General features: G+C 66.0%; 18 protein-coding genes. 7 read left to right on the top strand and 11 right to left on the bottom strand.

Annotated features, from left to right (window positions below; all coding sequences use genetic code 11):
* Positions 1 to 9: 9 nt before the first annotated feature.
* Positions 10 to 1,599: an FMN-binding glutamate synthase family protein gene (locus RR42_RS29050; protein ID WP_043355079.1), complete on the top strand. Its 1,590-nt coding sequence runs from the start codon at positions 10 to 12 to the stop codon at positions 1,597 to 1,599.
* Positions 1,600 to 1,608: 9 nt separating this feature from the next.
* Here RR42_RS29050 and RR42_RS29055 read toward each other — a convergent pair whose 3' ends face one another.
* From RR42_RS29055 to RR42_RS29070, 4 genes are all read right to left on the bottom strand, one after another.
* On the bottom strand, positions 1,609 to 2,523 hold the full coding sequence (locus RR42_RS29055; protein ID WP_043355081.1) for a helix-turn-helix domain-containing protein: 915 nt from the start codon (positions 2,521 to 2,523) through the stop codon (positions 1,609 to 1,611).
* 133 nt (positions 2,524 to 2,656) lie between these two features.
* Positions 2,657 to 3,703, bottom strand: a complete 1,047-nt coding sequence (locus RR42_RS29060) for a tripartite tricarboxylate transporter substrate binding protein (RefSeq protein ID WP_082055139.1) — start codon at positions 3,701 to 3,703, stop codon at positions 2,657 to 2,659.
* Complete coding sequence (locus RR42_RS29065; protein ID WP_043358154.1) at positions 3,679 to 4,710, bottom strand: NADPH:quinone oxidoreductase family protein; 1,032 nt, start codon at positions 4,708 to 4,710, stop codon at positions 3,679 to 3,681. Before RR42_RS29065 ends, RR42_RS29060 begins: the two co-directional genes overlap by 25 nt.
* The gene (locus tag RR42_RS29070) at positions 4,710 to 5,978 is read right to left on the bottom strand and encodes a CaiB/BaiF CoA transferase family protein (protein WP_082055140.1); all 1,269 of its coding nucleotides are present in this window, start codon (positions 5,976 to 5,978) and stop codon (positions 4,710 to 4,712) included. The genes RR42_RS29065 and RR42_RS29070 overlap by 1 nt, the downstream gene beginning before the upstream one ends.
* Positions 5,979 to 6,078: 100 nt before the next feature.
* Here RR42_RS29070 and RR42_RS29075 point away from each other — a divergent pair, with 100 nt between their 5' ends.
* Positions 6,079 to 7,041, top strand: coding sequence for a LysR family transcriptional regulator (locus RR42_RS29075; RefSeq protein ID WP_043355083.1), 963 nt, complete (start codon positions 6,079 to 6,081; stop codon positions 7,039 to 7,041).
* 91 nt (positions 7,042 to 7,132) lie between these two features.
* On the opposite strand, the gene kdgD is transcribed toward RR42_RS29075, so the two are convergent.
* Positions 7,133 to 8,047, bottom strand: coding sequence for a 5-dehydro-4-deoxyglucarate dehydratase (gene kdgD, locus RR42_RS29080; RefSeq protein ID WP_043355086.1), 915 nt, complete (start codon positions 8,045 to 8,047; stop codon positions 7,133 to 7,135).
* Positions 8,048 to 8,570: 523 nt separating this feature from the next.
* Here kdgD and RR42_RS29085 point away from each other — a divergent pair.
* The 5 genes from RR42_RS29085 (at position 8,571) to RR42_RS29105 (ending at position 15,450) form a co-directional block, all read left to right on the top strand.
* Entirely contained in the window at positions 8,571 to 9,926 is a 1,356-nt protein-coding gene (locus RR42_RS29085) for an MFS transporter (protein ID WP_043355088.1), read from the top strand.
* Positions 9,927 to 10,004: 78 nt separating this feature from the next.
* Positions 10,005 to 11,600, top strand: a complete 1,596-nt coding sequence (gene garD / locus RR42_RS29090) for a galactarate dehydratase (protein WP_419188917.1) — start codon at positions 10,005 to 10,007, stop codon at positions 11,598 to 11,600.
* 233 nt (positions 11,601 to 11,833) lie between these two features.
* On the top strand, positions 11,834 to 12,223 hold the full coding sequence (locus tag RR42_RS29095; protein WP_236702224.1) for a helix-turn-helix domain-containing protein: 390 nt from the start codon (positions 11,834 to 11,836) through the stop codon (positions 12,221 to 12,223).
* A gap of 12 nt (positions 12,224 to 12,235) precedes the next feature.
* Positions 12,236 to 13,573 carry a type II toxin-antitoxin system HipA family toxin gene (locus tag RR42_RS29100; protein WP_052495047.1) on the top strand — a complete coding sequence of 446 codons (1,338 nt, stop codon included), beginning with the start codon at positions 12,236 to 12,238 and terminating at the stop codon, positions 13,571 to 13,573.
* Positions 13,574 to 14,067: 494 nt separating this feature from the next.
* Positions 14,068 to 15,450 carry an FAD-binding oxidoreductase gene (locus RR42_RS29105; RefSeq protein ID WP_043355089.1) on the top strand — a complete coding sequence of 461 codons (1,383 nt, stop codon included), beginning with the start codon at positions 14,068 to 14,070 and terminating at the stop codon, positions 15,448 to 15,450.
* 15 nt (positions 15,451 to 15,465) lie between these two features.
* On the opposite strand, the gene RR42_RS29110 is transcribed toward RR42_RS29105, so the two are convergent.
* From RR42_RS29110 to RR42_RS29135, 6 genes are all read right to left on the bottom strand, one after another.
* A complete protein-coding gene (locus RR42_RS29110; protein ID WP_043355090.1) occupies positions 15,466 to 15,987 on the bottom strand; it encodes an OsmC family protein in 522 nt (173 codons plus the stop codon).
* 92 nt (positions 15,988 to 16,079) lie between these two features.
* Positions 16,080 to 17,006 (bottom strand): LysR substrate-binding domain-containing protein, encoded by a 927-nt coding sequence (locus RR42_RS29115; RefSeq protein WP_043355092.1) that lies wholly within the window; start codon positions 17,004 to 17,006, stop codon positions 16,080 to 16,082.
* A gap of 8 nt (positions 17,007 to 17,014) precedes the next feature.
* Positions 17,015 to 17,806: a 2-dehydro-3-deoxyglucarate aldolase gene (gene garL, locus RR42_RS29120; RefSeq protein WP_052495048.1), complete on the bottom strand. Its 792-nt coding sequence runs from the start codon at positions 17,804 to 17,806 to the stop codon at positions 17,015 to 17,017.
* A 152-nt stretch (positions 17,807 to 17,958) separates the two neighbouring features.
* Positions 17,959 to 18,333, bottom strand: coding sequence for a 5-carboxymethyl-2-hydroxymuconate Delta-isomerase (locus RR42_RS29125; RefSeq protein ID WP_043355096.1), 375 nt, complete (start codon positions 18,331 to 18,333; stop codon positions 17,959 to 17,961).
* Between the two features lie 45 nt (positions 18,334 to 18,378).
* Positions 18,379 to 19,473: a malate/lactate/ureidoglycolate dehydrogenase gene (locus tag RR42_RS29130; protein WP_043355098.1), complete on the bottom strand. Its 1,095-nt coding sequence runs from the start codon at positions 19,471 to 19,473 to the stop codon at positions 18,379 to 18,381.
* A 135-nt stretch (positions 19,474 to 19,608) separates the two neighbouring features.
* Complete coding sequence (locus tag RR42_RS29135; RefSeq protein ID WP_144409986.1) at positions 19,609 to 20,715, bottom strand: Bug family tripartite tricarboxylate transporter substrate binding protein; 1,107 nt, start codon at positions 20,713 to 20,715, stop codon at positions 19,609 to 19,611.
* Between the last annotated feature and the right edge of the window lie 248 nt (positions 20,716 to 20,963).

A 20,963-nucleotide genomic window follows, 5' to 3' on the forward strand; every position in this document is an offset into this window, starting at 1 on the left:
GGAGTCCCCATGCTTTCTCGTCGTTACGGCGCGGTCTGGCTGACCGCGCTTGCTTTGCTGGTCCTTGCGGCGTTTGCCGCTGGTCACAGGCTTTCCCCGGCATGGCTGGCCGTGCCCGTTGTGCTGCTGCTGGTTGGCTTGCATGACATCGGCCAGTCGCGCCACTCCATCCTGCGCAACTATCCGATTTGGGGCCACCTGCGCTTCTTCTTCGAGTTCATCCGCCCGGAGATCCGCCAGTATTTCATCGAGGACGACACCAACGAGATGCCGTTCTCGCGCCAGCAGCGCAGCCTGGTCTACCAGCGTGCCAAGAACGAGGTCGATAGCCGGCCCTTCGGCACCGAGATCGATGTGCGCCTGGCGGGCCACGAGTGGATCAGCCACTCGCTTGCGCCCACCCGCATCCCCAGCGCTGACTTTCGCATAACCGTTGGCGAGGGCCGTGCGCAGCCTTACTCGCTGTCGATCTTCAACGTCTCGGCCATGAGCTTTGGCGCGTTGTCCGGCAATGCGATCCGCTCGCTCAACCGTGGCGCCAAGCTCGGCGGTTTTATCCACGATACCGGCGAAGGCTCCATCTCGCCGTATCACCGTGCCGAAGGCGGCGACCTGATCTGGGAGGTGGCGTCCGGCTACTTCGGCTGCCGCCGCCCGGACGGTGGCTTCGATCCCGACAAGTTCGCCGAGCAGGCGCGCTCGCCGCAGGTCAAGATGATCGAGGTCAAGCTCTCGCAAGGCGCCAAGCCGGGCCACGGCGGCGTGCTGCCGGCGGCCAAGGTGACGCCGGAGATTGCCGCCACGCGCGGTATCGGCATGGGCGAGGACTGCATCTCGCCGGCCACGCACAGCGAATTCTCCACGCCGCTGGGCCTGCTGCAGTTCGTCGACCGGCTGCGCACGCTGTCCGGCGGCAAGCCGACCGGGTTCAAGCTTTGCATCGGGCACCCGTGGGAATTCTTCGGCATCGTCAAAGCCATGCTGGAATCCGGCATCCTGCCGGACTTCATCGTGGTGGATGGCGCCGAAGGCGGCACCGGCGCGGCGCCGCTGGAGTTCGTCGACCATATCGGCGTGCCGCTGCAGGAAGGGCTGCTGCTGGTGCACAACACGCTGGTGGGCGTGAACCTGCGCGACAAGATCCGCGTCGGCGCGAGTGGCAAGATCATCACTGCCTTTGACGTGGCGCGCACGCTGGCCACCGGCGCCGACTGGTGCAACTCGGCGCGCGGCTTCATGTTCGCGCTCGGGTGCGTGCAGGCGCAGAAGTGCCATACCGACCGCTGCCCCGTGGGCGTGGCCACGCAGGATCCGGTGCGCCAGCGCGCCATCGTGGTGCCTGACAAAGCCGATCGCGTAGCCAGCTTCCACCGCCAGACGCTGCATGCGCTGCTGGAAATCCTGCAGGCAGCGGGCCTGCGTCATCCGGGCGAGCTCAAGCCGCACCATATCGTGCGGCGCATCTCGCCCAACGAAGTGCGGCTGATGTCCGAGCTGCTCAAGTTCCTCTCGCCGGGGGACCTGATCAACGGGAATTTCCGCTACCAGTTGTACGAGAAGTACTGGCCGCTGGCGCGTTCCGACAGTTTCTCGTTGTAAAGCACTACGCTAGCGCGCGGCTTGCGGCGCCGGCAGGCGCGCCCGCCCATGCTGCCGAAAGGCACTGGGCGTCTGCCCGACATGCTTGGCAAAGAAGCGCGCGAAATACGCGGCGTCCGCAAAGCCCAGCGTCGAGGCGATCTGCTTGATGTCGAGATCGCTATAGAGCAGGTCGCGCTGCGCCTCCACGATCAGGCGCGAATGGATCAGCTGCAGCGCGCTCCTGCCGGCAAGCTGCTGGCAGATCCGGTTGAGCTGGGTGGGCGAGATGCCGAGCGTGCCGGCATAGCCCGCCAGATCCTGGTGGTTCCGGAAACGCGCCTCTACCAGTTGCTGGAACTGCTGAAAATGGCGTGCGGTCCTGCCCGCCGGCTGCGCCCCGGTTGCACCCGCGCCGCAAGCGCGCCGGGCAATGCCAACCAGCAACAAGGACAGCAGAGCCGACAAGGCAGCACCGCGCCACAGCGATACCGCGTTCATCTCCGCACGGAACAGTTCCAGCGCCCCGGCAAGCACGGTGGCGTCATCGCGCTCGCTGCCGGCCGGGTCACCGAACGGGTCATGGTAGGGCCGCTCGAACAGCGGTAGCGCATCCGGCACGCCAGCCAGCAGCGTGTGCAGGTAGTGGTCGGTCATGGTAATGACGATGCCATCCACGTCCGGCGTAAACCGAAAACCATGCACGCAACGCGGCGGCACCGTTACCACGGTACGCGCGCCCAAGGGGTACTCGCGGTCGTCAAGCAGCGCGCGGCCGCCGCCCTGGTGCACGTAGAGCACCTGGAAGAATCGTTCGTGGCGGTGGGGCTTGATTTCCCAGTCGTTGACGCCGCTGCGCTCCGGGATCGACTCGAAATGCAGCTGTTCCAGCAGGGGCTCGTTGGAGTTGACCCCATAGAGGGAGTACGTCGGGACGGTTTTCATGGGGCGGGGGCGGGCACCGGGGTGGCAATTGTCCCGCCGGGGGGGCGGATCTGTCCATCGGTGCTGCCGCTTGCCACGGCAGCGCACCGATGGCCACCGATGGCCACCGATGGCTATTGACGGCTATCGACGGCTATTGATCCGCCTTGGCGCCCGACTTGCGCACGATCTCGGCCCACTTTTTGCCCTCTGCCTCGGTGTAGCGCGCGAACTCCGCGGGGGAAGAACCCACCGGTTCGGCGCCCATGTCGGCGTACTGGCGCTGCACATCGGGCTGGCGCAGTGCTTGCGCGGCGTGGGCCGCGAGCTTTTCCACGATCGGCGCTGGCGTAGCGCGCGGCGCCCACAAGCCGTACCAGGTGCTGATATTGAAGCCGGGCAAGCCAGACTCCGCCACCGTGGGCACGTCCGGCAGGGCGCGCGCCCGCTTGAGCGTAGTGACGGCCACGGCGCGCAGCTTGCCGGCCTTGATGAACGGCATCGCCGATGGCATGGAATCGAACATCAGCTGGATCTGGCCGCCCATCAGGTCGGTCAGCGCGGGCGAGCTGCCCTTGTACGGCACGTGCTGCATCGAGACATTGGCGGCGAATTTGAAGGACTCGCCCGCCAGTTGCTGGGCCGACGCATTGCCGGCCGAGCCGAAGTTGATGCTGCCGCCCTTGGCCTTGGCATAGGCGATCAGGTCTTGCACGGTCTTGACCGGCGAATCGTTGTTGACCACCAGCACCAGTGGCACATCGGCCAGTTGCGTGACGGGCACAAAGTCGCGCAAGGCGTCGTAGCGCATCTTGGGATAGATGCTCGGGTTGATCACATGCAGCGAGGCGTTGGCCAGGATGGTGTAGCCATCGGGCGCAGCCTTGGCGACCATTTCCGCGCCGATCATGCCGCTGGCGCCCGGCTTGTTGTCGATCACCACCGTCTGGCCAAGCGTGTCGCCCATCTTGACCGCCACCACGCGCGCCAGCAGGTCGGTGGGGCCGCCCGGTGGGTAAGGCAGCACCATGCGCATCGGGCGCTGCGGGAAATCGTCGGCGGCACGGGCCGGCGACGCGCCTAAGGCAGCAAGGGCGGTGGTTGCCAACGTTGCCAGCAGGGCAAGGCGCAACGCGGACCGGCGGTGCTTGGTGGGCTGTGTACTGTGTTGTGTGTTCAGGACCCTGAATCGGCTTGGCATGCGTTAGTCTCCTTGATTTTTATTGCGACTTTGCCGATAACCTGCCTGGCTTCCAGCGCGTCCAGCGCCTCGGCCAGCCCGCTCATCGGGTACACCTTCGACACGGTCGGTCGGATCTTTCCTTCGCTGGCCCAGCCGCACAGTGTCTTCATGACGGCCTGCAATGCGTGGGCATGCTGTGCCCGCTCGTTGGCGGGCGTCCAGCCGATGTAGCGGCCTACGAAAAATCCATGCAGCGTCAGGTTCTTTACCAGCAGCAGGTTCAGCGGCGCTTGCGGGATGCGGCCGCTGGCAAAGCCGATGCTGAGAATCCGCGCGTTGGCGGCCGCCGCGCGCAGCGCCTGGTCGAACAGGTCGCCGCCTACCGGGTCCACCACCACGTCGGCACCGCGCCCACCGCTCACGCGCTTGACGGCGGCGGCCAGGTCTTCCGGCGCGAGCGCATGTTGGGCGCCGCGCCGCAGGGCCTGTGCGCGTTTCGCATCGGTGCTGGCGCAAGCGATCACCTGCGCGCCCAACTGATGGGCGATTTCAACGGCGGCCAGGCCCACGCCGGCGCCGGCGCCAAGCACCAGCACCGTGTCGCCGGGCTGCACGGCGCAGCGCCACACCAGGCCGCAGTAAGCGGTGCCGTAGGAGAGCGGGATCGGCAGGGCTTGCAGCGCGTCGAGCGTATCGGGAATGGGGTAGACCGTGTATTCGGGCAGCGTGACTTCTTCGGCAAAGCAGCCCCAGTCGGCAATGGCAGCCACGCGGTCGCCAGGGCGCAGGCGGGTGACAGCTGCGCCGCAAGCCACCACGCGGCCGACCGCCTCGGTGCCGGGCACGAACGGCAGCGCCGGCTTGGTCTGATAGCGGCCTGCCACCATCAGGCCTGTGGCGTGGCTGACGCTTGCGTACTCCACGGCCAGCGTGACGGCGTGCGGATCCGCCAATGCCGGGCGCGGGATGCTGGCAAGGCGAACGTCTTGCGCTTTGCCGAAATGCTCGCACAGCAGGGCCCGCATCATGCCGTGCCTCCAGCGGTGGCGTTGCCCGCCAGAGGGCTGGCCTGCCTGACGATGCCCGTCTCCAGCCATTGCGCGAGCTTGTCCGGGGTGACACCGTACTCACGCAGCACGGCTTCGGTGTGTTCTCCGACACGCGGCGCGGCGGTGGCCGCCCGCCGCATGCCCTTGGCGGGAATGCCGGCAAACGGCAAGGCACCCAGCCCCGCCTGCTCGACCGTCTGGAAGGTCCCCTGCGGCGCCGCTAACGGGTGGTCGAGCACTTGCTGGTAGTTGCGCACCGGCGCATGAAGGACGTCATGCGCCTGCAGGATGCCGAGCCAGTGCGCCGTGCTCTTGCCGGCAAGCACCGCCGCCACGGCGTCCTGCAGCCCGGCCGCGTGCGCCATGCGGCTGGCGTTGTCCGCAAAGCGCGCATCTTGCGCCCAGCCGGGGCGATCCAGCGCGCGGCAGAGCCTGCCGAATTGCGCGTTGTTGAGCGCCAGCAAGGTGAGGCTGCCATCGCTGGTGGCAAAGACGCCATTTGGCGCGCTCACCGGCCCGGCGGCCACAGCGCCCTGGATGGCGTACTCGAGGATATTGTTGGCCTGCAGCGCCACGCAGGCGTCGAACAAGCTTAGCTCGACATGCGCGCCGGCACCGCTGCGAAAGCGCCTGCACAAGGCGGCAGCGGCGGCCTGCGCCGCGTACAGGCCAGTGGCCGCGTCCGCCAGCAGCATGCCGATGCGCCGCGGCGAGCCGTCCGCCATGCGGTTGGTGTGCATGAGGCCGCTGTCGGCCTGCATCACGGAGTCCGAGGCCGGGTGGTCGGCATAGGGGCCGTGCGCGCCGTAGCCGCTGATGGACACATAGACCAGCGCCGGGTTGCGCGCGGACAGCGCGGCGTAGCCAACGCCAAGGCGCTCGGCAACCTGCGGCCGGAAGTTCTGCACCACGATATCCGCCCGCAGCGCGAGGTCGAACAACAACGCCTTGCCGGCGTCGGTGGCCGCATCGATGCAGACGCCGCGCTTGCCGGCGTTGTACGCGATCGACAGCGCACTGTGCTCGCCACGCACCACGCCAACATGCCGGCCCCAGTCGCCAGCAGGCGGATCGACCTTGATGACGTCGGCGCCTTGCTGCCAGAGGATGTGCGCGCAGTAGGGGCCTGCGATGCCCTGGCTGATATCCAGGATGCGCAGGCCGGAGAAGGGCAGGTCGTCGACAGCTTCGGATGAAGGCGGGGTATGCGAAGGTAGCGCGGATTGCAGGTCGGTCTGGGCCATCGGCAGGGATCTGGGAGTCGTCATGTCGCATCGGATGCCCTATGCTAGGGCGTACTCCTGGCCGAGACAATCCGCCGGCCTGTGCCACCCGTGTTGACTCATGATTGACAATAATCCCAGCTTCGACCTGAACCTGATCCGGCTGTTCGTCACGCTGGTGGAATCCAGAACGCTCACGGCCGCCGCCGCGCGCGGCGGCATGACCCGCTCCAATGTCTCGCGCCGGCTCAAGGCGCTGGAGCAACATATGGGCGCGCAACTGATGCGGCGCACCACCCGCCATGTGGAGCTGACCGAGGCCGGGCGGCTGCTGTATGCGCACGGCGTGCGCATGCTGGATGAGCTGCAAGCGGCGGGCACTTCCATCGACAGTCTCGGCCAGACCGTGCGCGGCGATGTGCGGATCCGCCTGCCCACTGGGCTCGGGCACTTGTACCTGGCGCAGGTGTTGCTGGAGTTCGCCGGGCAATATCCGGCCATCTCCCTGCGCGTGCTGATCAATGACTATATCGGCGACCTGATCTGCGCCGAGGTGGATGTGGCGTTGAAGATCACCTCCCTGCCGCCGGAGGATCATGTGGCGCGCAGGATTTGCGCGGTAGGCTGGTGCCTGTGCGCATCGCCCGTGTTCCTGGCGGAGCACGGGCCGGTCAGCCGCGCGGAGGATCTTGCCCATTGCGACCTGATCGCACCGGCGTCGCTGGGCCGGCGCTTTGATCTCAAGCTGAAGCTGGCCGGCACGCCGCTGATCCTGCGGGTCGCCCCGCGCATCCAGTCCGGCGACTATCCCTTCCTGCTCGAGTCGATGATGACAGGGCTCGGCGTTGCCTTGCTGCCGCGCTACGCCGTGTGGCAGCAGATCGGGCGTGGCGAAGTGGTGGAGGTGCTGCCCGAGTACGAGCCCGAAGGCGTGGGCGACAGCATTTACATGCTGACCGCGCCGAATCGGTTTCCCACGCTGGCCACCCGCACGCTGATGGACTTCATCCGCGCACGGCTGGAGAACCAGGCGGGGAACTGGGGCGGGCGCGGGGCGGGCGCGCAGGCTGACGCCGCGCAATAGTCTGGTGGCGTTGCCTTGGTGTCATTGGCGCGAACGGCGCAGGCCTGCGCCAGCCGCGCCTGCGGCGGTTGGCTGGGCAAGCCTGTCTGGATTACTGCGGCCCCAGCTTCTTGATCAGCGCATCCAGCATCGCCAGTTCCTGCTCGTCCAGATCCGTCAGCGGCGCGCGGACCGGGCCGGCATCGTGCCCGACCAGCTTGGCGCCGGCCTTGACGATGCTCACCGCGTAGCCTGCGCGGCGGTTGCGGATGTCGAGGTAGGGCAGGAAGAACTCGTCGATCAGGCGGTTGGTGGTGGCGTGGTCGTCGGCGGCAATCGCGCGGTAGAAGTCCATCGCCGTCTTGGGGATGAAGTTGAATACGGCTGACGAGTACACGGGCACGCCCAGCGCCTTGTAGGCGGCGGCATAGACTTCCGCGGTGGGCAGGCCGCCCAGGTAGGACAGGCGGTCGCCCAGCTTGCGGCGGATGCGGACCATGCCTTCGATCTCGCCGACGCCATCCTTGAAGCCGATCAGGTTGGGGCAGCGGTCGGCCAGGCGTTCGAGCATGTCCGCGTTGATGCGGGAATTGCCGCGGTTGTACACGATCACGCCGATGTGGACCGACTTGCAGACTTCTTCGATATGGTTGGCAATGCCGTCCTGGCAAGCTTCGGTCAGGTAGTGCGGCAGCAGCAGGATACCCTTGGCGCCCAGGCGCTGCGCTTCCTTGGCGTAGGCGATGGCCATGCGGGTCGGGCCGCCGGCGCCGGCCAGGATGGGCACCTTGCCTGCGCAGGTTTCCACCGCGGTGCGGATGACGTTGGTGTAGTCGTCCGGCGTCAGCGAGAAGAACTCACCGGTGCCACCGGCGGCGAACAGGGCGGTGGCGCCGTAGGGGGCCAGCCATTCCAGGCGCTCTACATAGGTCTCGGGGCGGAAGTTGCCTTGCGCGTCGAAGTCGGTCACGGGGAAGGAAAGCAGGCCTTCCGAGACGATCTGCTTGAGTTCTTGTGGTGTGGTCATGATGGCTGGTCCTGATACCCGCAAGGGCGGTGTTGGTTCAGTGGTTCTTGTACATGACTTTCGTCTGCACAATTTCGAGATACGTCATCGTACAACTAGAGGTTTGAATGTGCAAGTACTTTTGTTTTGGCAAAGGGCTTCGGCACTCGGCTTTGCCAGTGTCCGTCAATATGAAGAGACAGCATGAAGAGACAGGGCAGGGGGTAAAACTGTCCGGACGCGGAATGGAATGCGCGTGGCAGAATCGCGTGAAGCCCTCTTGAAAGGTGCCTGAAAGCTTGGGGGCATGGCATCTTCCGGTCGACGCACCCGGACCGGCCGCGCCGCTGCAACGGCTAACGCACCCTCCCCAGGGTCGCTGCCTTCGAGTTAGGGTAAACACTCAATGTTGCCGATGAAACCTGGTGCTTATAATCCAAGTCATACGATGACATATCACGTAGCCGGCTAAGTCTGCGAGATGGCCGCGTGCCGTACGACGTAAGACGGCCCCATCTCCAATCCGGCTCGTGCAGGAGACACCATGAATCTCAGCAATACCATCAACGTGGCCGGCGAGGCCACCCGTCGCAGCCACGTCCGTTACTGGATCCTGCTGATGATCTTTGTGGTGACGACGGTGAACTATGCCGACCGCGCCACGCTTTCCATCACCGGCCCGGCAATGCGCTCGGAGTTCGGCTTCGATGCAGTGCAGATGGGGTTTATCTTCTCGGCCTTCAGCTGGGCCTATGTGATGGCGCAGATTCCGGGCGGCTGGCTGCTGGACCGCTTTGGCGCGCGCCGTATCTATGCCTGCAGCATTTTCCTGTGGTCGTTCTTTACCCTGCTGCAGGGCTTTATCGGCGTATTCGCCACCGTTGGCGCGGCCGTGACCACGCTGTTCGTGCTGCGTTTTGCCGTGGGCCTGGCCGAGTCGCCGGCGTTCCCGGCCAACGCCAAGGTTGTGGCCAGCTGGTTTCCCACGGCCGAGCGCGGCACGGCCTCGGCCATCTTCAATTCCGCGCAGTATTTTGCCGCGGTGCTGTTTACGCCCCTGATGGCCTGGCTGACCCACGCGCTGGGCTGGCACCACGTCTATCTGTGGATGGGCGCGCTGGGCATGGTGCTGGCCGGTCTCTGGCTCAAGGTGGTGCGTAGCCCAGCGACCCATCCGGGCGTGAATCGCGCCGAGCTTGACTACATCAAGCAGGGCGGCGGCCTGATCGAGATGAGCGGCGACGCTGGCAAGAAGGACAAGGAAGCCTCCGGCACGCGCTGGTTCTATGTGCGCCAGCTGCTCTCCAATCGGATGCTGCTGGGCGTGTACCTGGGCCAGTACTGCATCAACGTGCTGACCTACTTCTTCCTGACGTGGTTTCCGGTGTATCTGGTGCAGGCCCGTGGCATGTCGATCCTGAAGGCGGGGTTTGTCGCGTCGCTGCCGGCGATCTGCGGGTTCCTGGGCGGCGTGCTGGGCGGCGTGATTTCCGATGGGTTCCTGCGCCGCGGCTATTCGTTGACGGTGGCTCGCAAGGTGCCGATCGTCGCCGGCATGCTGCTGTCGGTCAGCATGATTGCCTGCAACTACGTGGATAGCGAGTGGCTGGTGGTGGGCTTCATGGCACTGGCCTTTTTCGGCAAGGGCATCGGCGCGCTGGGCTGGGCCGTGGTGGCGGATACGGCACCGAAGGAAGTGATTGGCCTGGCCGGCAGCATCTTTAACATGTTCGGAAATATCGCGGGCATCGTCACGCCGATCGTGATCGGATATATCCTTGGCACCACCGGCTCCTTCAATGGCGCGCTGGTCTTTGTCGGCGCCAACGCGCTGGTGACGGTGATCAGCTACCTGGTGATCGTCAAGGAAATCAAGCGCGTCGAGCTCAAGCATCCCTGAAATCCCTGAATTGCGTGGTGCCTGCTGCGCGGGCGCCACTGCGGCGCAGCGGCCAAGTGTTTCGCAAGGAAAAAAGACATGTCGGTGATCGATATCAAAGTAGAGCAGCCAGGCGGTTCGCAGCCGGCTGCGCAGGTGCAGGGCACTGCGCTGTACATCCGCATCCACGCGCTGGACAACGTGGCGATCGTCGCCAACGATGGCGGCCTGCCCGAGGGCACGGTATTTCCCTGCGGGCTGACGCTGCGCGAGCGGGTGCCCCAGGGCCACAAGGTGGCGCTGGTGGACCTGGCGGCCGGCGATGCCGTGGTGCGCTACAACGTGGTGATCGGCTACGCCCTGCGCGACCTGCCCAAGGGCAGCTGGGTCAACGAGCGCGTGATCGAGATGCCGGTGGCGCCCGGGCTGGACAACCTGCCTGTCGGCACGCGCGTGGCGGAACCGCTGCCGCCGCTGGAAGGCTATAGCTTCGAGGGCTTTCGCAATCCGGACGGCTCGGTCGGCACCCGCAACATCCTCGCCATCACCACCACCGTGCAGTGCGTGTCGGGCGTGGTGGAGCATGCGGTGCGGCGCATCCGGGCCGAGCTGCTGCCGCAGTATCCCAATGTGGACGACGTGGTGGGGCTGGAGCACACCTACGGCTGCGGCGTGGCCATCGATGCGCCGGACGCGATCGTGCCGATCCGCACGCTGCGCAATATCGCGCTGAACCCGAATTTCGGCGGCACCGCCATGATGGTGAGCCTGGGTTGCGAGAAGCTGCAGCCGGAGCGCCTGCTGCCGGCCGGCAGCTTGCCTGGCGGCCTGGATGTTGGCGTGGTGTGCCTGCAGGACGACGAACACGTCGGCTTCGAGAGCATGATCGATTCCATCATGGCAATGGCGCATACGCACCTGGCCAGGCTGGACCAGCGCCGCCGCGAAACCTGCCCGGCCTCGGAGCTGGTGGTGGGCGTGCAGTGCGGCGGCAGCGATGCTTTTTCGGGTGTGACCGCCAATCCCGCCGTGGGGTTTGCCACCGACTTGCTGGTGCGCGCCGGCGCCACCGTGATGTTTTCGGAAGTCACTGAAGTGCGCGATGGCATCGACCAGCTCACCGCGCGCGCCGCCACGCCGGAAGTGGCGCAGGCCATGATCCGCGAGATGGACTGGTACGACCGCTACCTGGAAAAGGGCCGGGTCGACCGCAGCGCCAACACCACGCCCGGCAACAAGAAGGGCGGCCTGTCCAATATCGTCGAGAAGGCCATGGGCTCGATCGTCAAGTCGGGCAGCACGGCCATCACCGGCGTGCTCTCCCCCGGCGAGAAGCTCAAGCAAAAGGGCCTGATCTACGCGGCCACGCCCGCCAGCGACTTTATCTGCGGCACCCTGCAATTGGCCGCCGGCATGAACCTTCACGTGTTCACCACCGGCCGCGGCACGCCGTATGGCCTGGCCGAAGTGCCGGTGATCAAGGTGGCAACGCGTAGCGATCTGGCACGCCGCTGGCACGACCTGATGGACGTGAATGCGGGCCGCATTGCCACCGGGGAGGCCACCATCGAGGATGTGGGCTGGGAGTTGTTCCGGTTGATGCTGGATGTGGCGAGCGGGCGCAAGAAGACTTGGGCCGAGCACCATAAGCTGCACAATTCGCTGGTGCTGTTCAACCCGGCGCCGGTGACCTGACCCGTTGGCCCGGCCAGCGCGGCCCATGGCGCTGGCGGATCTGGAGGTGCCCGCGGGTGCCAATTTGGCCGGTCCATAGGAAAGCTCTCGGCCGGCAGGTGAGCCACGCCGCAGCTCCCTTCCAGAGACAGCTTGCCGCACATTTTCAAGCTCTAAAGCCTCTAAAATCGAGTATTGAGTATGTAGTGCACTGTTTTACGAGCATATTGATTCCTCCAATTCCGTGCCATACAATGTTCGTTAAATCGAGCAATATCGCTTTTGCGAGCGATTTTCCGAACATGAAAGTCTCCCAGTCCTCTGTCCTCTCTCCAGCTATGGCTCAGCAATCGGCCAAAGTTGGCCAGTTGCTGGCCCGGCTACGTCAGGCTCGCCATATCAAGCAAGCCGATGCGGCTGTGCGCGCGGGGCTTTCTCGCAACACGGCCTATCGGATTGAGAAGGGTGATCCAGGCCTCGCATTCGGCCAGGTGCTTCGCTATCTGGACGCTATCTCTCCAGGGGCAACACTTGCGAGCCTTCTGGCGGAGACCGATCCAGCACTCAAGGCGCTTCAGTCACGCGAAGCAACCCGGCGCGTCCGGGATCTGTCTGCCTCAGAGCTCCAGAACCTCGACTTTTGAGGACTCGTTCCGATGGCAAGAGACCAGCAACTGATGACCTTCGCTTGTCTGGGCGAAGCTTGGGCGCCGTGTGGCCAGCTCACCATGACAGAGGAGGGCTCGGCGCTGCTCGCCTCGCGCTTTGCCTACGGCCTCAGATATTTGGATCGTCCGGATGCAATCGAAGTTGACCCCGTGAGCCTCGGCATTCACGGGGAGCCGATAAAGGGCCGGCTGCTGCTGCCCGTGAACGCGCTGACGGGCTTCGGTGGCATCCGCGACGCGGCGCCGGATTCGTGGGGGCGCCGGGTGATTGAGGCCAAGCTCAAGGTGCCCGCGAATAGCCTGCCGGAGTCGCAGTACCTGCTGCACGCGGGTAGCGACCGCGTGGGTGCGCTGGACATTCGCTCGGACATCGATACTCCTCCTGCGAGCGCGGTGGGCAATATTTACGCGATCGAGTATCTGATGGAGGCCGCAGAGCGTATCGAAGAAGGACTGCCTGTCCCGGCCAACCTCGAGCTGATCTTCGTGCAGGGCACCGGCCTGGGTGGCGCTCGGCCGAAGGCCACCATCCGGGACGACGCTGGTCACCTGGTCCTGGCCAAGTTCCCCAGCAAAACCGACGCCTTCGACGTTCCCCTCATCGAGACTGCGTCGTTGCTGTTGGCCAAGGAAGCCGGGCTAAACGTCCCTGCTGTGGAGACCCGCATGCTCGGCGATCGCCGCCTCATGATGATCCGCCGGTTTGACCGGTACTGGCTCGACCGCGGGGTAATGCCGCAGGCAAACACGGATCTCTTGCTGGCGCCTGCGGCAACCAGAACGGAGCGCCGCATGGCATTTGTCAGCGGCCTGACCCTGATCGGTTGCGATGAGACGGAATCGCGCACAAAGGCCTACTCCGATTTGGCCGCGGCGATTCGTAAATACTGCCATACGGCCATCGTTCGCGCCGACAACGAAGAGCTGTTCAAGCGCATGGTGTTCAATATCTTAGTGACCAACGACGACGACCACCTGCGCAACCATGGGTTCATCTGGGATCCGCGGTTGCCCGGCTGGCGGCTGAGCCCGCTCTACGACGTGCTGCCACGGCCTTCGCACGCTACCGAACGCCAGTTGCACCTCGAAATCGGGCCTCAAGGGCGGAGCGCGACGATCGACAACGCGCTGGCCGGGTGCCAGCGGTTCTCGATCAGCACTGCGCGCGCTGGAGAGTTGATCGCGGGGATTTGGGCTGTCGTGCGGGAGTGGCGGGTGTTCTTTGACCAGTACGGTGTCGGTGCCTTGGACTGTGACAAGATCGCGCCTGCATTCCGGCACTTGGACGACATTTGCAGCGCCGAGACACGACGCCACCTGCCCTGACCCTCCGCCGCTGGTAAGGACCAGCCCAGAATGACCGACGCGGGCATACAGTTGGTAGAGCGCTTGCAGTTTGCCAGCAGACCGATACGGCTTTGTATGCGATAAAGCACCGCGGGTTAGGGCCGTGCATGAAATCCAGCGAATTGCTTTACGCGAAGGGCGCCTTGAGCACCTGACCCATCAGAAAAGTCCAGCGAATCGGTTTATCTTTGACCAGAGAATCGGTTTAGCTGACACCGACGAAGCAAGAACCGATGCGGCGATAAGCGGCCGGGACCCGTGTCCCGGCCGCTTTACATTCGTTCGAGGCCAACCTTAAATGAGGAAGGATTCGGCCCTTCTCCTGGCTGCCACGCCTGCTGCCGTCCCCCCCTTCAATTCGCCATGCCATCCTCTCCCCGACATGACGCCGGAGACGGATCAAGCCTTGCCTGGTGGCGCGCGGCCAGTGCCGTGGCCGGACCCCTATCCGGGATTCCGTCGCGAGGTGCATCATGGCAGATCTGTCGAGTGAGCTGGTCAATGGGTTGAAGTCGAAACTGAGAGGCCAGGTGCTGCAACCTGGCGAGCCGGGCTATGACCAGGCGCGGCAAGTCTGGAACGCCATGATCGACCGCCGGCCCGCGCTGATCGTCAAAAGCGCCGGCGCGGCCGATGTCATCGATACCGTAGCGTTCGCGCGGGCCAATGGCGTGGCGCTGTCGGTACGCGCCGGCGGCCACAATATCGGCGGCCTGGCCCTTTGCGATGGCGGCGTTACGCTGGACCTGTCGGGCATGAAATCCGTGCGGATCGATCCCACCGCGCTGCGCGCCTATGTGGAGCCCGGTGCCACGCTGGGTGATTTCGACCACGAGGCGCAGGCCTTCGGCCTTGCCACGCCGCTTGGCATCAACTCCACCACCGGTGTGGCCGGACTCACCCTGGGCGGCGGCTTTGGCTGGATCAGCCGCAAGTACGGCACCACCGTGGATAACCTGGTCAGCGCCCAGGTGGTGACAGCCGATGGCAAGCTGGTGCACGCCAGCGCCACCGAGCATCCCGACCTGTTTTGGGCCATTCGCGGCGGCGGCGGCAACTTCGGCGTGGTCACCATGTTCGAGTTCGCCCTGCGGCCAGTCGGCCCGGAAATATATGGTGGCCTGATCGTCTATCCGCTGGAGCAGGGCGTGGCCGTGTTGCAAGCCCTGCGCGAGCGCTTCGACGGCATGCCCGACGAGCTGACCGTGTGGGCCGTGATGCGGCTCGCGCCGCCACTGCCGTTCCTGCCGCCGCAGACCCATGGCAAGCCCATCGTGGCCCTGGCCATCTGCTACATCGGGCCGCCAGCCAACGGCCCGCAACTGGTCGAGCCATTGCGCCATCTCGGCACGCCCTACGGCGAGCATGTCGGGCCCATGCCGTTTACCGCCTGGCAGCAGGCGTTCGATCCTCTGCTCACGCCGGGGGCGCGCAACTACTGGAAATCGCACAATTTCGCCGGGCTGGACGATGGCCTGCTCACGTTGTTGACGGATTACGTCAACAAGCTGCCCTCGCCGCACACCGAGATCTTCATTGGCGCCATGGGCGGCCAGACCAACCGGGTCGCGGCAGACGCCATGGCTTACCCCAATCGCGATGCCAACTACGTCATGAACGTGCACGGACGTTGGACCGAGCCGGCTGACGACGCCGCCTGCATTGCCTGGTCGCGCGAGGTGTTCCAGGCCGCGGCGCCGTACGCGCTTGGCTCGGTATACGTGAACTTCCTGACGCAGGAAGAGGGCGATCGCGTCGGCGCCGCATACGGGCCGAACCATGCCCGGCTGGTCGAGGTCAAGCGGCGGTACGACCCCGACAACCTGTTCCGCCACAACCAGAACATCAAGCCCTGAGCGCTTCCCCACCCGCTATGCCGCCGGCCCCGAGCCGACGGCATGGGTCACGTCGATCTTCGTGCCGCCGGCGAGCGTCTGGTACACCACGCAATACCGCTCGGTCAGCCGCAGCAGCGATTCGAGCTGCTCGGCCCGCGCGTCGGTATCCAGTTCAAAGCGTATCCGGATCAAGCGGAAGCCCACGGCGGCGTCCTTGCTCACGCCAAGCGTGCCGCGAAAATCGAGGTCGCCTTCCACCAGCACGCGCGCGTCGCGCAGCACGATGCCCAGCGCGGTAGCCACCGCATTCAACGTGACGCCAGCGCAGGCGGCCAAGGCTTCCAGCAGCATGTCGCCAGAGCAGGCGCTCAGCCCGGTGCCGCCGGTGGCTGGATGCAGGCCGGCTTCGACCAGCGCCTTGCCGGTTTCGACGTTGCAGGTAACGCCCTCGCCCAGGCGGCTCGATGCACGCAAGGTGATCAAGGCAGCCTCGGGGTGTTCTCGGTACGTTTCCTTGAGCGGGGCCTGGAGAGTGCGGAGTTGGTCGGCGTGCACGGGCGTTCTCCCAAGCGTTGGCTTCAGGCATCGAGCCTAGGCGGCGGTTGCAAAATCTTCAAGGCGGCAACAGGTAGCCGGAATCCGGGGTGTCAGATCAACCGCGCCCCCGGCCACGCTCCCGACATCACGATATTGCGCACAGACTGCCTCACCGTCTGCATGATGTCCCACAATTCCGGCACCGGTGTGCGGTTACGCGCGGTGGCAAGCGCCACCTGCCGCGTCACCACCGGTTCCACCAGCCGGGCTGAATGCAGCCGGCCTTGCGCTACGCGATCGGCGACCGCGGCAAACGGCAGCAGGGTGGCGCCGCAGCCGTCTTCCACCAGGCGCATCGATACGGTATTGGACGCGTCGCATTCCAGCGCCAGTTGCAGGCTGGTGCCCGCGCGAGCAGCGAGCGATTCGGCCAGCACGCGCAGGCCGTGTCCCGTGCTGGGCAGGATCAGCGGCACTTCGCCAAGGCGGCGCACGGGAAAGGTTGGGCCGAGGTGGCTCCAGGATGTCGGCGTGACGAGTGTCAGGTCTTCTTCCAGCAGGATGTCGACCTTCAACGCCCCTTGCTGCTCGGGCAGGTAGAGCAGGGCTACGTCGATCTCGCCAGCCGCCAGCCAGGCGAGCACGGGGCTGGCCAGTCCTTCGACAAAGCGCACCTTGGTCGCCGGGAAACGTTGCTTGAGCGCGGTGCCGATGCTGGCGAATGCGGTGTTGGCGATGGTGGGCTGCGCCGCGATCACCAGTTGCGCAGGGCCTTGCGCCGACGACGCGCGGATGGCTTCGCGGGCTTCGGCCAGCGTGGCCGCTACTTGCCGCGCATAGACGATCAACGTCTGGCCGGCTTCGGTCAGCACTACGCCGCGCCCGCTGCGGTGGAACAGGCGGGTGTCCAGCGCGGCTTCCAGCCGGGCGATCTGCCGGCTTACGGTGGACTGGTCCGCGCCCATTTCGAGCGCGGCGCGCGAGATGCTCTGCGTGTTGGCGACGCAGACGAAGCAGGCCAGGTCCTCGGAGTTCATCGCGACGCTTAGCCGCCGAAACGATCGCGCAGCGCCTGCGTCGCGGTACGGAAGAGACCCTGGTCCACGCCCACCGCCACGAAGCTCGCGCCCATGTCCAGGTAGCGGCGCGCGTCGGCTTCTACCGGTGTCAGCGTGCCCACGGCCTTGCCGGCGCGCCTGGCGGCCGCGAAGATGCGCGCCACTTGCGCCTGCACTTCGGGATGGTTGGGGTTGCCGAGGTGGCCGTAGGCGGCCGCGAGGTCGTTCGGGCCGATAAAGATGCCGTCGACCCCATCGACCGCGCAGATCTCGTCGGCCGCGTCCACGCCTTTGCGGCTTTCGATCTGCACCAGCACGCAGATATTGTCATTGATCTGGCTGAAGTACTCCGGCACCGTGCCATAGCGGTTGCTGCGCTGGGCCGACGATACGCCACGCACGCCCGCCGGCGGGTAACGGGTGGCGCTCACCGCGCGCCCGGCCTGCTCGGCGCTCTCCACAAAGGGAATCAGGAAATTGTAGAAGCCGATGTCCAGCAGGCGCTTGATCAGCACCGGATCGTTGGCGGGCGGGCGCACTACCGGCGCGCTCACGCTGCCTTGCAGCGCCATCAACTGCGGGATGAAGGTCAGCACGTCGTTGGGCGAATGCTCGCCGTCGAGCAGCAGCCAGTCGAAGCCAGCCAGGCCGAGGATCTCGGTGGTGGTGGCGTTGCCCAGCGAGCACCAGCACCCGATCACGCGCTTGTGCGCCAGCACATCGGCACGAAAGCGGTTGGGCAGGGGCGAGGGCAAAGTGGAGTTCGGGAGGGAGGACATGACGATGGTGTTCCTGTTTTCAGTCTGGGAAGCGAGCGGGTCAGCCGGTGACCCCGCTCTGCCAGGGCGGTGTGGCCCAACATGCAGCCTTTGGCCGGCTGCGGGGCCATCGCCGATGCCAGATGGCTTGCTGGTCTGGCGGGTCTGGCGGGTCAGTGCGATCCGCTGACGATCTGTTTTGTGAAGCTGGCGCGTTCCATCTCCACCACCTCCACGCTGACCTGCACGCTGTCTTCCGCGTTGGCCGGGCGCACCGCGTCGGCAATGACCTCGCAGATCGCTTGGCTCAGTGCCTGGCGCACGGCCAGGTCGCGGCCGTCCAGGATGTGCAGGCGCGCATGGACGAAAGCACGCTCGCGCGCTTCGGTGCCCTGGCGGTAGGAGGTCAGCGTGATGCAGCGCGACTTGATGTCCGGCTCGCCGAACTGGCCGGAGGCCAGCAGCGCGGCATTGGCCTCGTCCAGCAGTTCTTCCTGCGAGCAGGTGAGGCGGGTGTTTTCGGTGATTTCAATGATGAGGTGGGGCATGGTGGCTGGGCCTGAAGGTTTCGGTGAGTTGCCGGGGCGGGGGGATCAGTCCACCGCCAGCCGCGACAGCGGGCCGGGCGACTTGCCGCGCGCTGCCTGCACGCGCGCCGCGGCGTCGTCAAGCTGGGCCAGCGTGCCGCTGTCCACCGGCATGAATTCGGCGCGGGCGCGGCGCCAGGCGCGTTCCGGCTCGCCGGGCAGCAGGATGGCATCGGTGCCGGGCTGCAGGTGCGACGAGCGCAGCCAGTCGACGAAGGCCTGCACTTCATGGCCAAAGGTGGTGCTGCTGCCCAGGCGTTCGGGGTCGAACACGATGGCCAGCATATTGTTCCAGACCGCGTGCTCGTGGGTCAGGGTTTCTGGGCGAATGGTGTGGCCACCGGTGACCGCCGCGCCCAGCAGTTCGCACATCACCGCCAGCACGTAGCCCTTGTGCTCGCCAAAGGGGCGCAGCGCGCCCTGCGCCTCGCCCGCGGGCGGGAACATCACGGCCGGGTCGTCGGTGGGGTGGCCTTCGGTGTCGAGCAGGCAGCCCGGAGGCACCGCCACGCCCTTGTTGTTGGCCACGCGCACCTTGCCCAGCGCGATCGCGCTGGTGGCGAAATCCATCACCAGCGGCTCGCCGCCGGCCACCGGCACGCCGATGGTGAACGGGTTGGTGCCGTAGCGCGCCTCATAGCCGCCATGCGGGGCCACGATCGGCTTGGATAGCACATTGACGAAGTGGATGGAGATCATGCCGGCAGCGGTAGCCTGCTCGGCCCAGTGCCCAACCCGGCCCAGGTGGTGCGAGGCGCGCAGCCCCAGCACGCATACGCCGTGTTCGCGCGCGCGCTCGATGGCCAGGCCCATGGCTTCCTCGGTCACCGCCTGGCCCATGCCGCGATTGCCATCCAGGCTGAGGATGCCGCCAGCCTCGTGCACCACGCTCACGCGCTGGTTCAGTTGAAGCTGCTCGCCCTGCCAGGACATCACATACTTCGGGATCATGCCGACCCCGTGCGAGTCGTGGCCTGACAGGTTGGCGCCGACGAGGTGGTCGGCGGTCAGGCGGGCCTCGCGGGCATCGGAGCCGGCGGCGCGCCAGAGATCGACCACCCATTGATGGAGGGCTGGCGTCGGGATGCGGTGTTCACTCATGGGCTTGGGGTTCGGAAGAAGAGGGGAGATCGGTGGGGAGATCGACGGGGAAATCGGTGGAACATGGCGGCCCCCATGATAAGCCGCCGGGCCCGGCTTGGGTACCCGGCAAGCCATGCGAGCCATGCACCGGCGTCATTCCGGCCGGATGTTCGCGCTCTTGATCAGCTGCGCCCACTTGGCCACCTCGCTTTTCTGGAACGCGCCCAATTCGGCCGGGCCGGCGCCGGACGGCTCGATCCCGAGCGAGGCCAGCCGGGCGCGCATGTCGGGCTCCTGGATGATCTTGCCGATGTCCGCGGCAAGGCGGTTGACGATGGGTGCAGGCGTGCCAGCGGGGGCAAACACGGCTTGCCAGGAAACGATCTCGTAGCCTTGCAGCTTCGGGCCACCGGCTTCTGCCACGGTCGGCACGTCCGGCAGTTCGCGGGCGCGCTTGGCGGCCGTGGTGGCCAGCGCGCGGAACTTGCCGGACTGGATCATCGGCATGGCGGCCACGCTGTTCTCGAACAAGACATCGACCTGGTTGCCCAGCAAGGCTTGCACGGCCGGGCTGCTGCCCTTGAACGGCACGTGGAGCAGCTTGACGCCCGCCATGCTGGAGAACAGCTCGCCGGCCAGGTGCTGCGAGGTGCCGTTGCCGGCCGAGCCGAAGGAGACCGCGCCGGGCTTGGCCTTGGCAGCGGCGATCACGTCCTGCACGGTCTTCCACGGGCTGTTGGCGTTGACCACCAGCAGGTTGGGCAGGGTGCCGATCAGGGCCACGGGCTGGAAGTTCTTGATCGGGTCGTAAGGCATCTTCGGATACAGGCTCACATTGATCGAGTGCGAGCTGATGGTGCCGCCAACCAGGGTGTAACCGTCCGGCGCGGCCTTGGCCACATAGTCGGAGCCGATGTTGCCGCCCGCGCCGGCGCGGTTCTCCACCACCACCGGCTGGCCGATCATCTGCGACAGGCGCTGGCCGATCAGGCGGCCGAGCACGTCCGTGGTGCCGCCCGCGGCAAAGGGCACCACGTAGTTGACCGGCTTGGCCGGCCAGGGGTCCTGTGCATGGGCCGGCAGCGCGCCAACGGCGGCCAGGGCGCAGGCGAGCAGGCCACAGGCGAGGCGAGATTGGGAAACAGCGCGGGAAATAGCGCGGGAAACGACGTGGGAAGCGCAGCGGAAAGCGGCGTGGGAAGCGGGATGGGACGGATGGGCTGGCTGGCCGGCCCGCAAGGGCCGCAGGTGCAGAAGCATGTCTTGGTCTCCATTGTATTTTTGTCTGGGCCATCGTCCTTTGCGCTGCGTGACGCGGCCGCTATGCTCTGGCAAGCGGCGCATGTGGCAGGGTGGGATCGCCTGGCAACAGGCTACACGCGTGCCGTGGTAGTAGCCTTGCGTTTTACGCATAACAGAAATGCGCCTGAAGCCAGGCGCCCAAAGCGTTCGCGACGTAACAATCGCTCCATTCCTGGAGGTTCCGGATCTCTCCCGTTCCGGCTCCG

This window comes from Cupriavidus basilensis (assembly GCF_000832305.1).
GTDB lineage: Bacteria > Pseudomonadota > Gammaproteobacteria > Burkholderiales > Burkholderiaceae > Cupriavidus > Cupriavidus basilensis_F.

Bases quoted from the DNA above. Each gene is read 5' to 3' on its own strand.
- RR42_RS29050 (WP_043355079.1), top strand. From the start codon at position 10: ATGCTTTCTCGTCGTTACGGCGCGGTCTGGCTGACCGCGCTTGCTTTG.
- RR42_RS29055 (WP_043355081.1), bottom strand. From the start codon at position 2,523: ATGAAAACCGTCCCGACGTACTCCCTCTATGGGGTCAACTCCAACGAG.
- RR42_RS29060 (WP_082055139.1), bottom strand. From the start codon at position 3,703: ATGCCAAGCCGATTCAGGGTCCTGAACACACAACACAGTACACAGCCC.
- RR42_RS29065 (WP_043358154.1), bottom strand. From the start codon at position 4,710: ATGCGGGCCCTGCTGTGCGAGCATTTCGGCAAAGCGCAAGACGTTCGC.
- RR42_RS29070 (WP_082055140.1), bottom strand. From the start codon at position 5,978: ATGGCCCAGACCGACCTGCAATCCGCGCTACCTTCGCATACCCCGCCT.
- RR42_RS29075 (WP_043355083.1), top strand. From the start codon at position 6,079: ATGATTGACAATAATCCCAGCTTCGACCTGAACCTGATCCGGCTGTTC.
- kdgD (WP_043355086.1), bottom strand. From the start codon at position 8,047: ATGACCACACCACAAGAACTCAAGCAGATCGTCTCGGAAGGCCTGCTT.
- RR42_RS29085 (WP_043355088.1), top strand. From the start codon at position 8,571: ATGAATCTCAGCAATACCATCAACGTGGCCGGCGAGGCCACCCGTCGC.
- garD (WP_419188917.1), top strand. From the start codon at position 10,005: ATGTCGGTGATCGATATCAAAGTAGAGCAGCCAGGCGGTTCGCAGCCG.
- RR42_RS29095 (WP_236702224.1), top strand. From the start codon at position 11,834: ATGTTCGTTAAATCGAGCAATATCGCTTTTGCGAGCGATTTTCCGAAC.
- RR42_RS29100 (WP_052495047.1), top strand. From the start codon at position 12,236: ATGGCAAGAGACCAGCAACTGATGACCTTCGCTTGTCTGGGCGAAGCT.
- RR42_RS29105 (WP_043355089.1), top strand. From the start codon at position 14,068: ATGGCAGATCTGTCGAGTGAGCTGGTCAATGGGTTGAAGTCGAAACTG.
- RR42_RS29115 (WP_043355092.1), bottom strand. From the start codon at position 17,006: ATGAACTCCGAGGACCTGGCCTGCTTCGTCTGCGTCGCCAACACGCAG.
- garL (WP_052495048.1), bottom strand. From the start codon at position 17,806: ATGTCCTCCCTCCCGAACTCCACTTTGCCCTCGCCCCTGCCCAACCGC.
- RR42_RS29125 (WP_043355096.1), bottom strand. From the start codon at position 18,333: ATGCCCCACCTCATCATTGAAATCACCGAAAACACCCGCCTCACCTGC.
- RR42_RS29130 (WP_043355098.1), bottom strand. From the start codon at position 19,473: ATGAGTGAACACCGCATCCCGACGCCAGCCCTCCATCAATGGGTGGTC.
- RR42_RS29135 (WP_144409986.1), bottom strand. From the start codon at position 20,715: ATGCTTCTGCACCTGCGGCCCTTGCGGGCCGGCCAGCCAGCCCATCCG.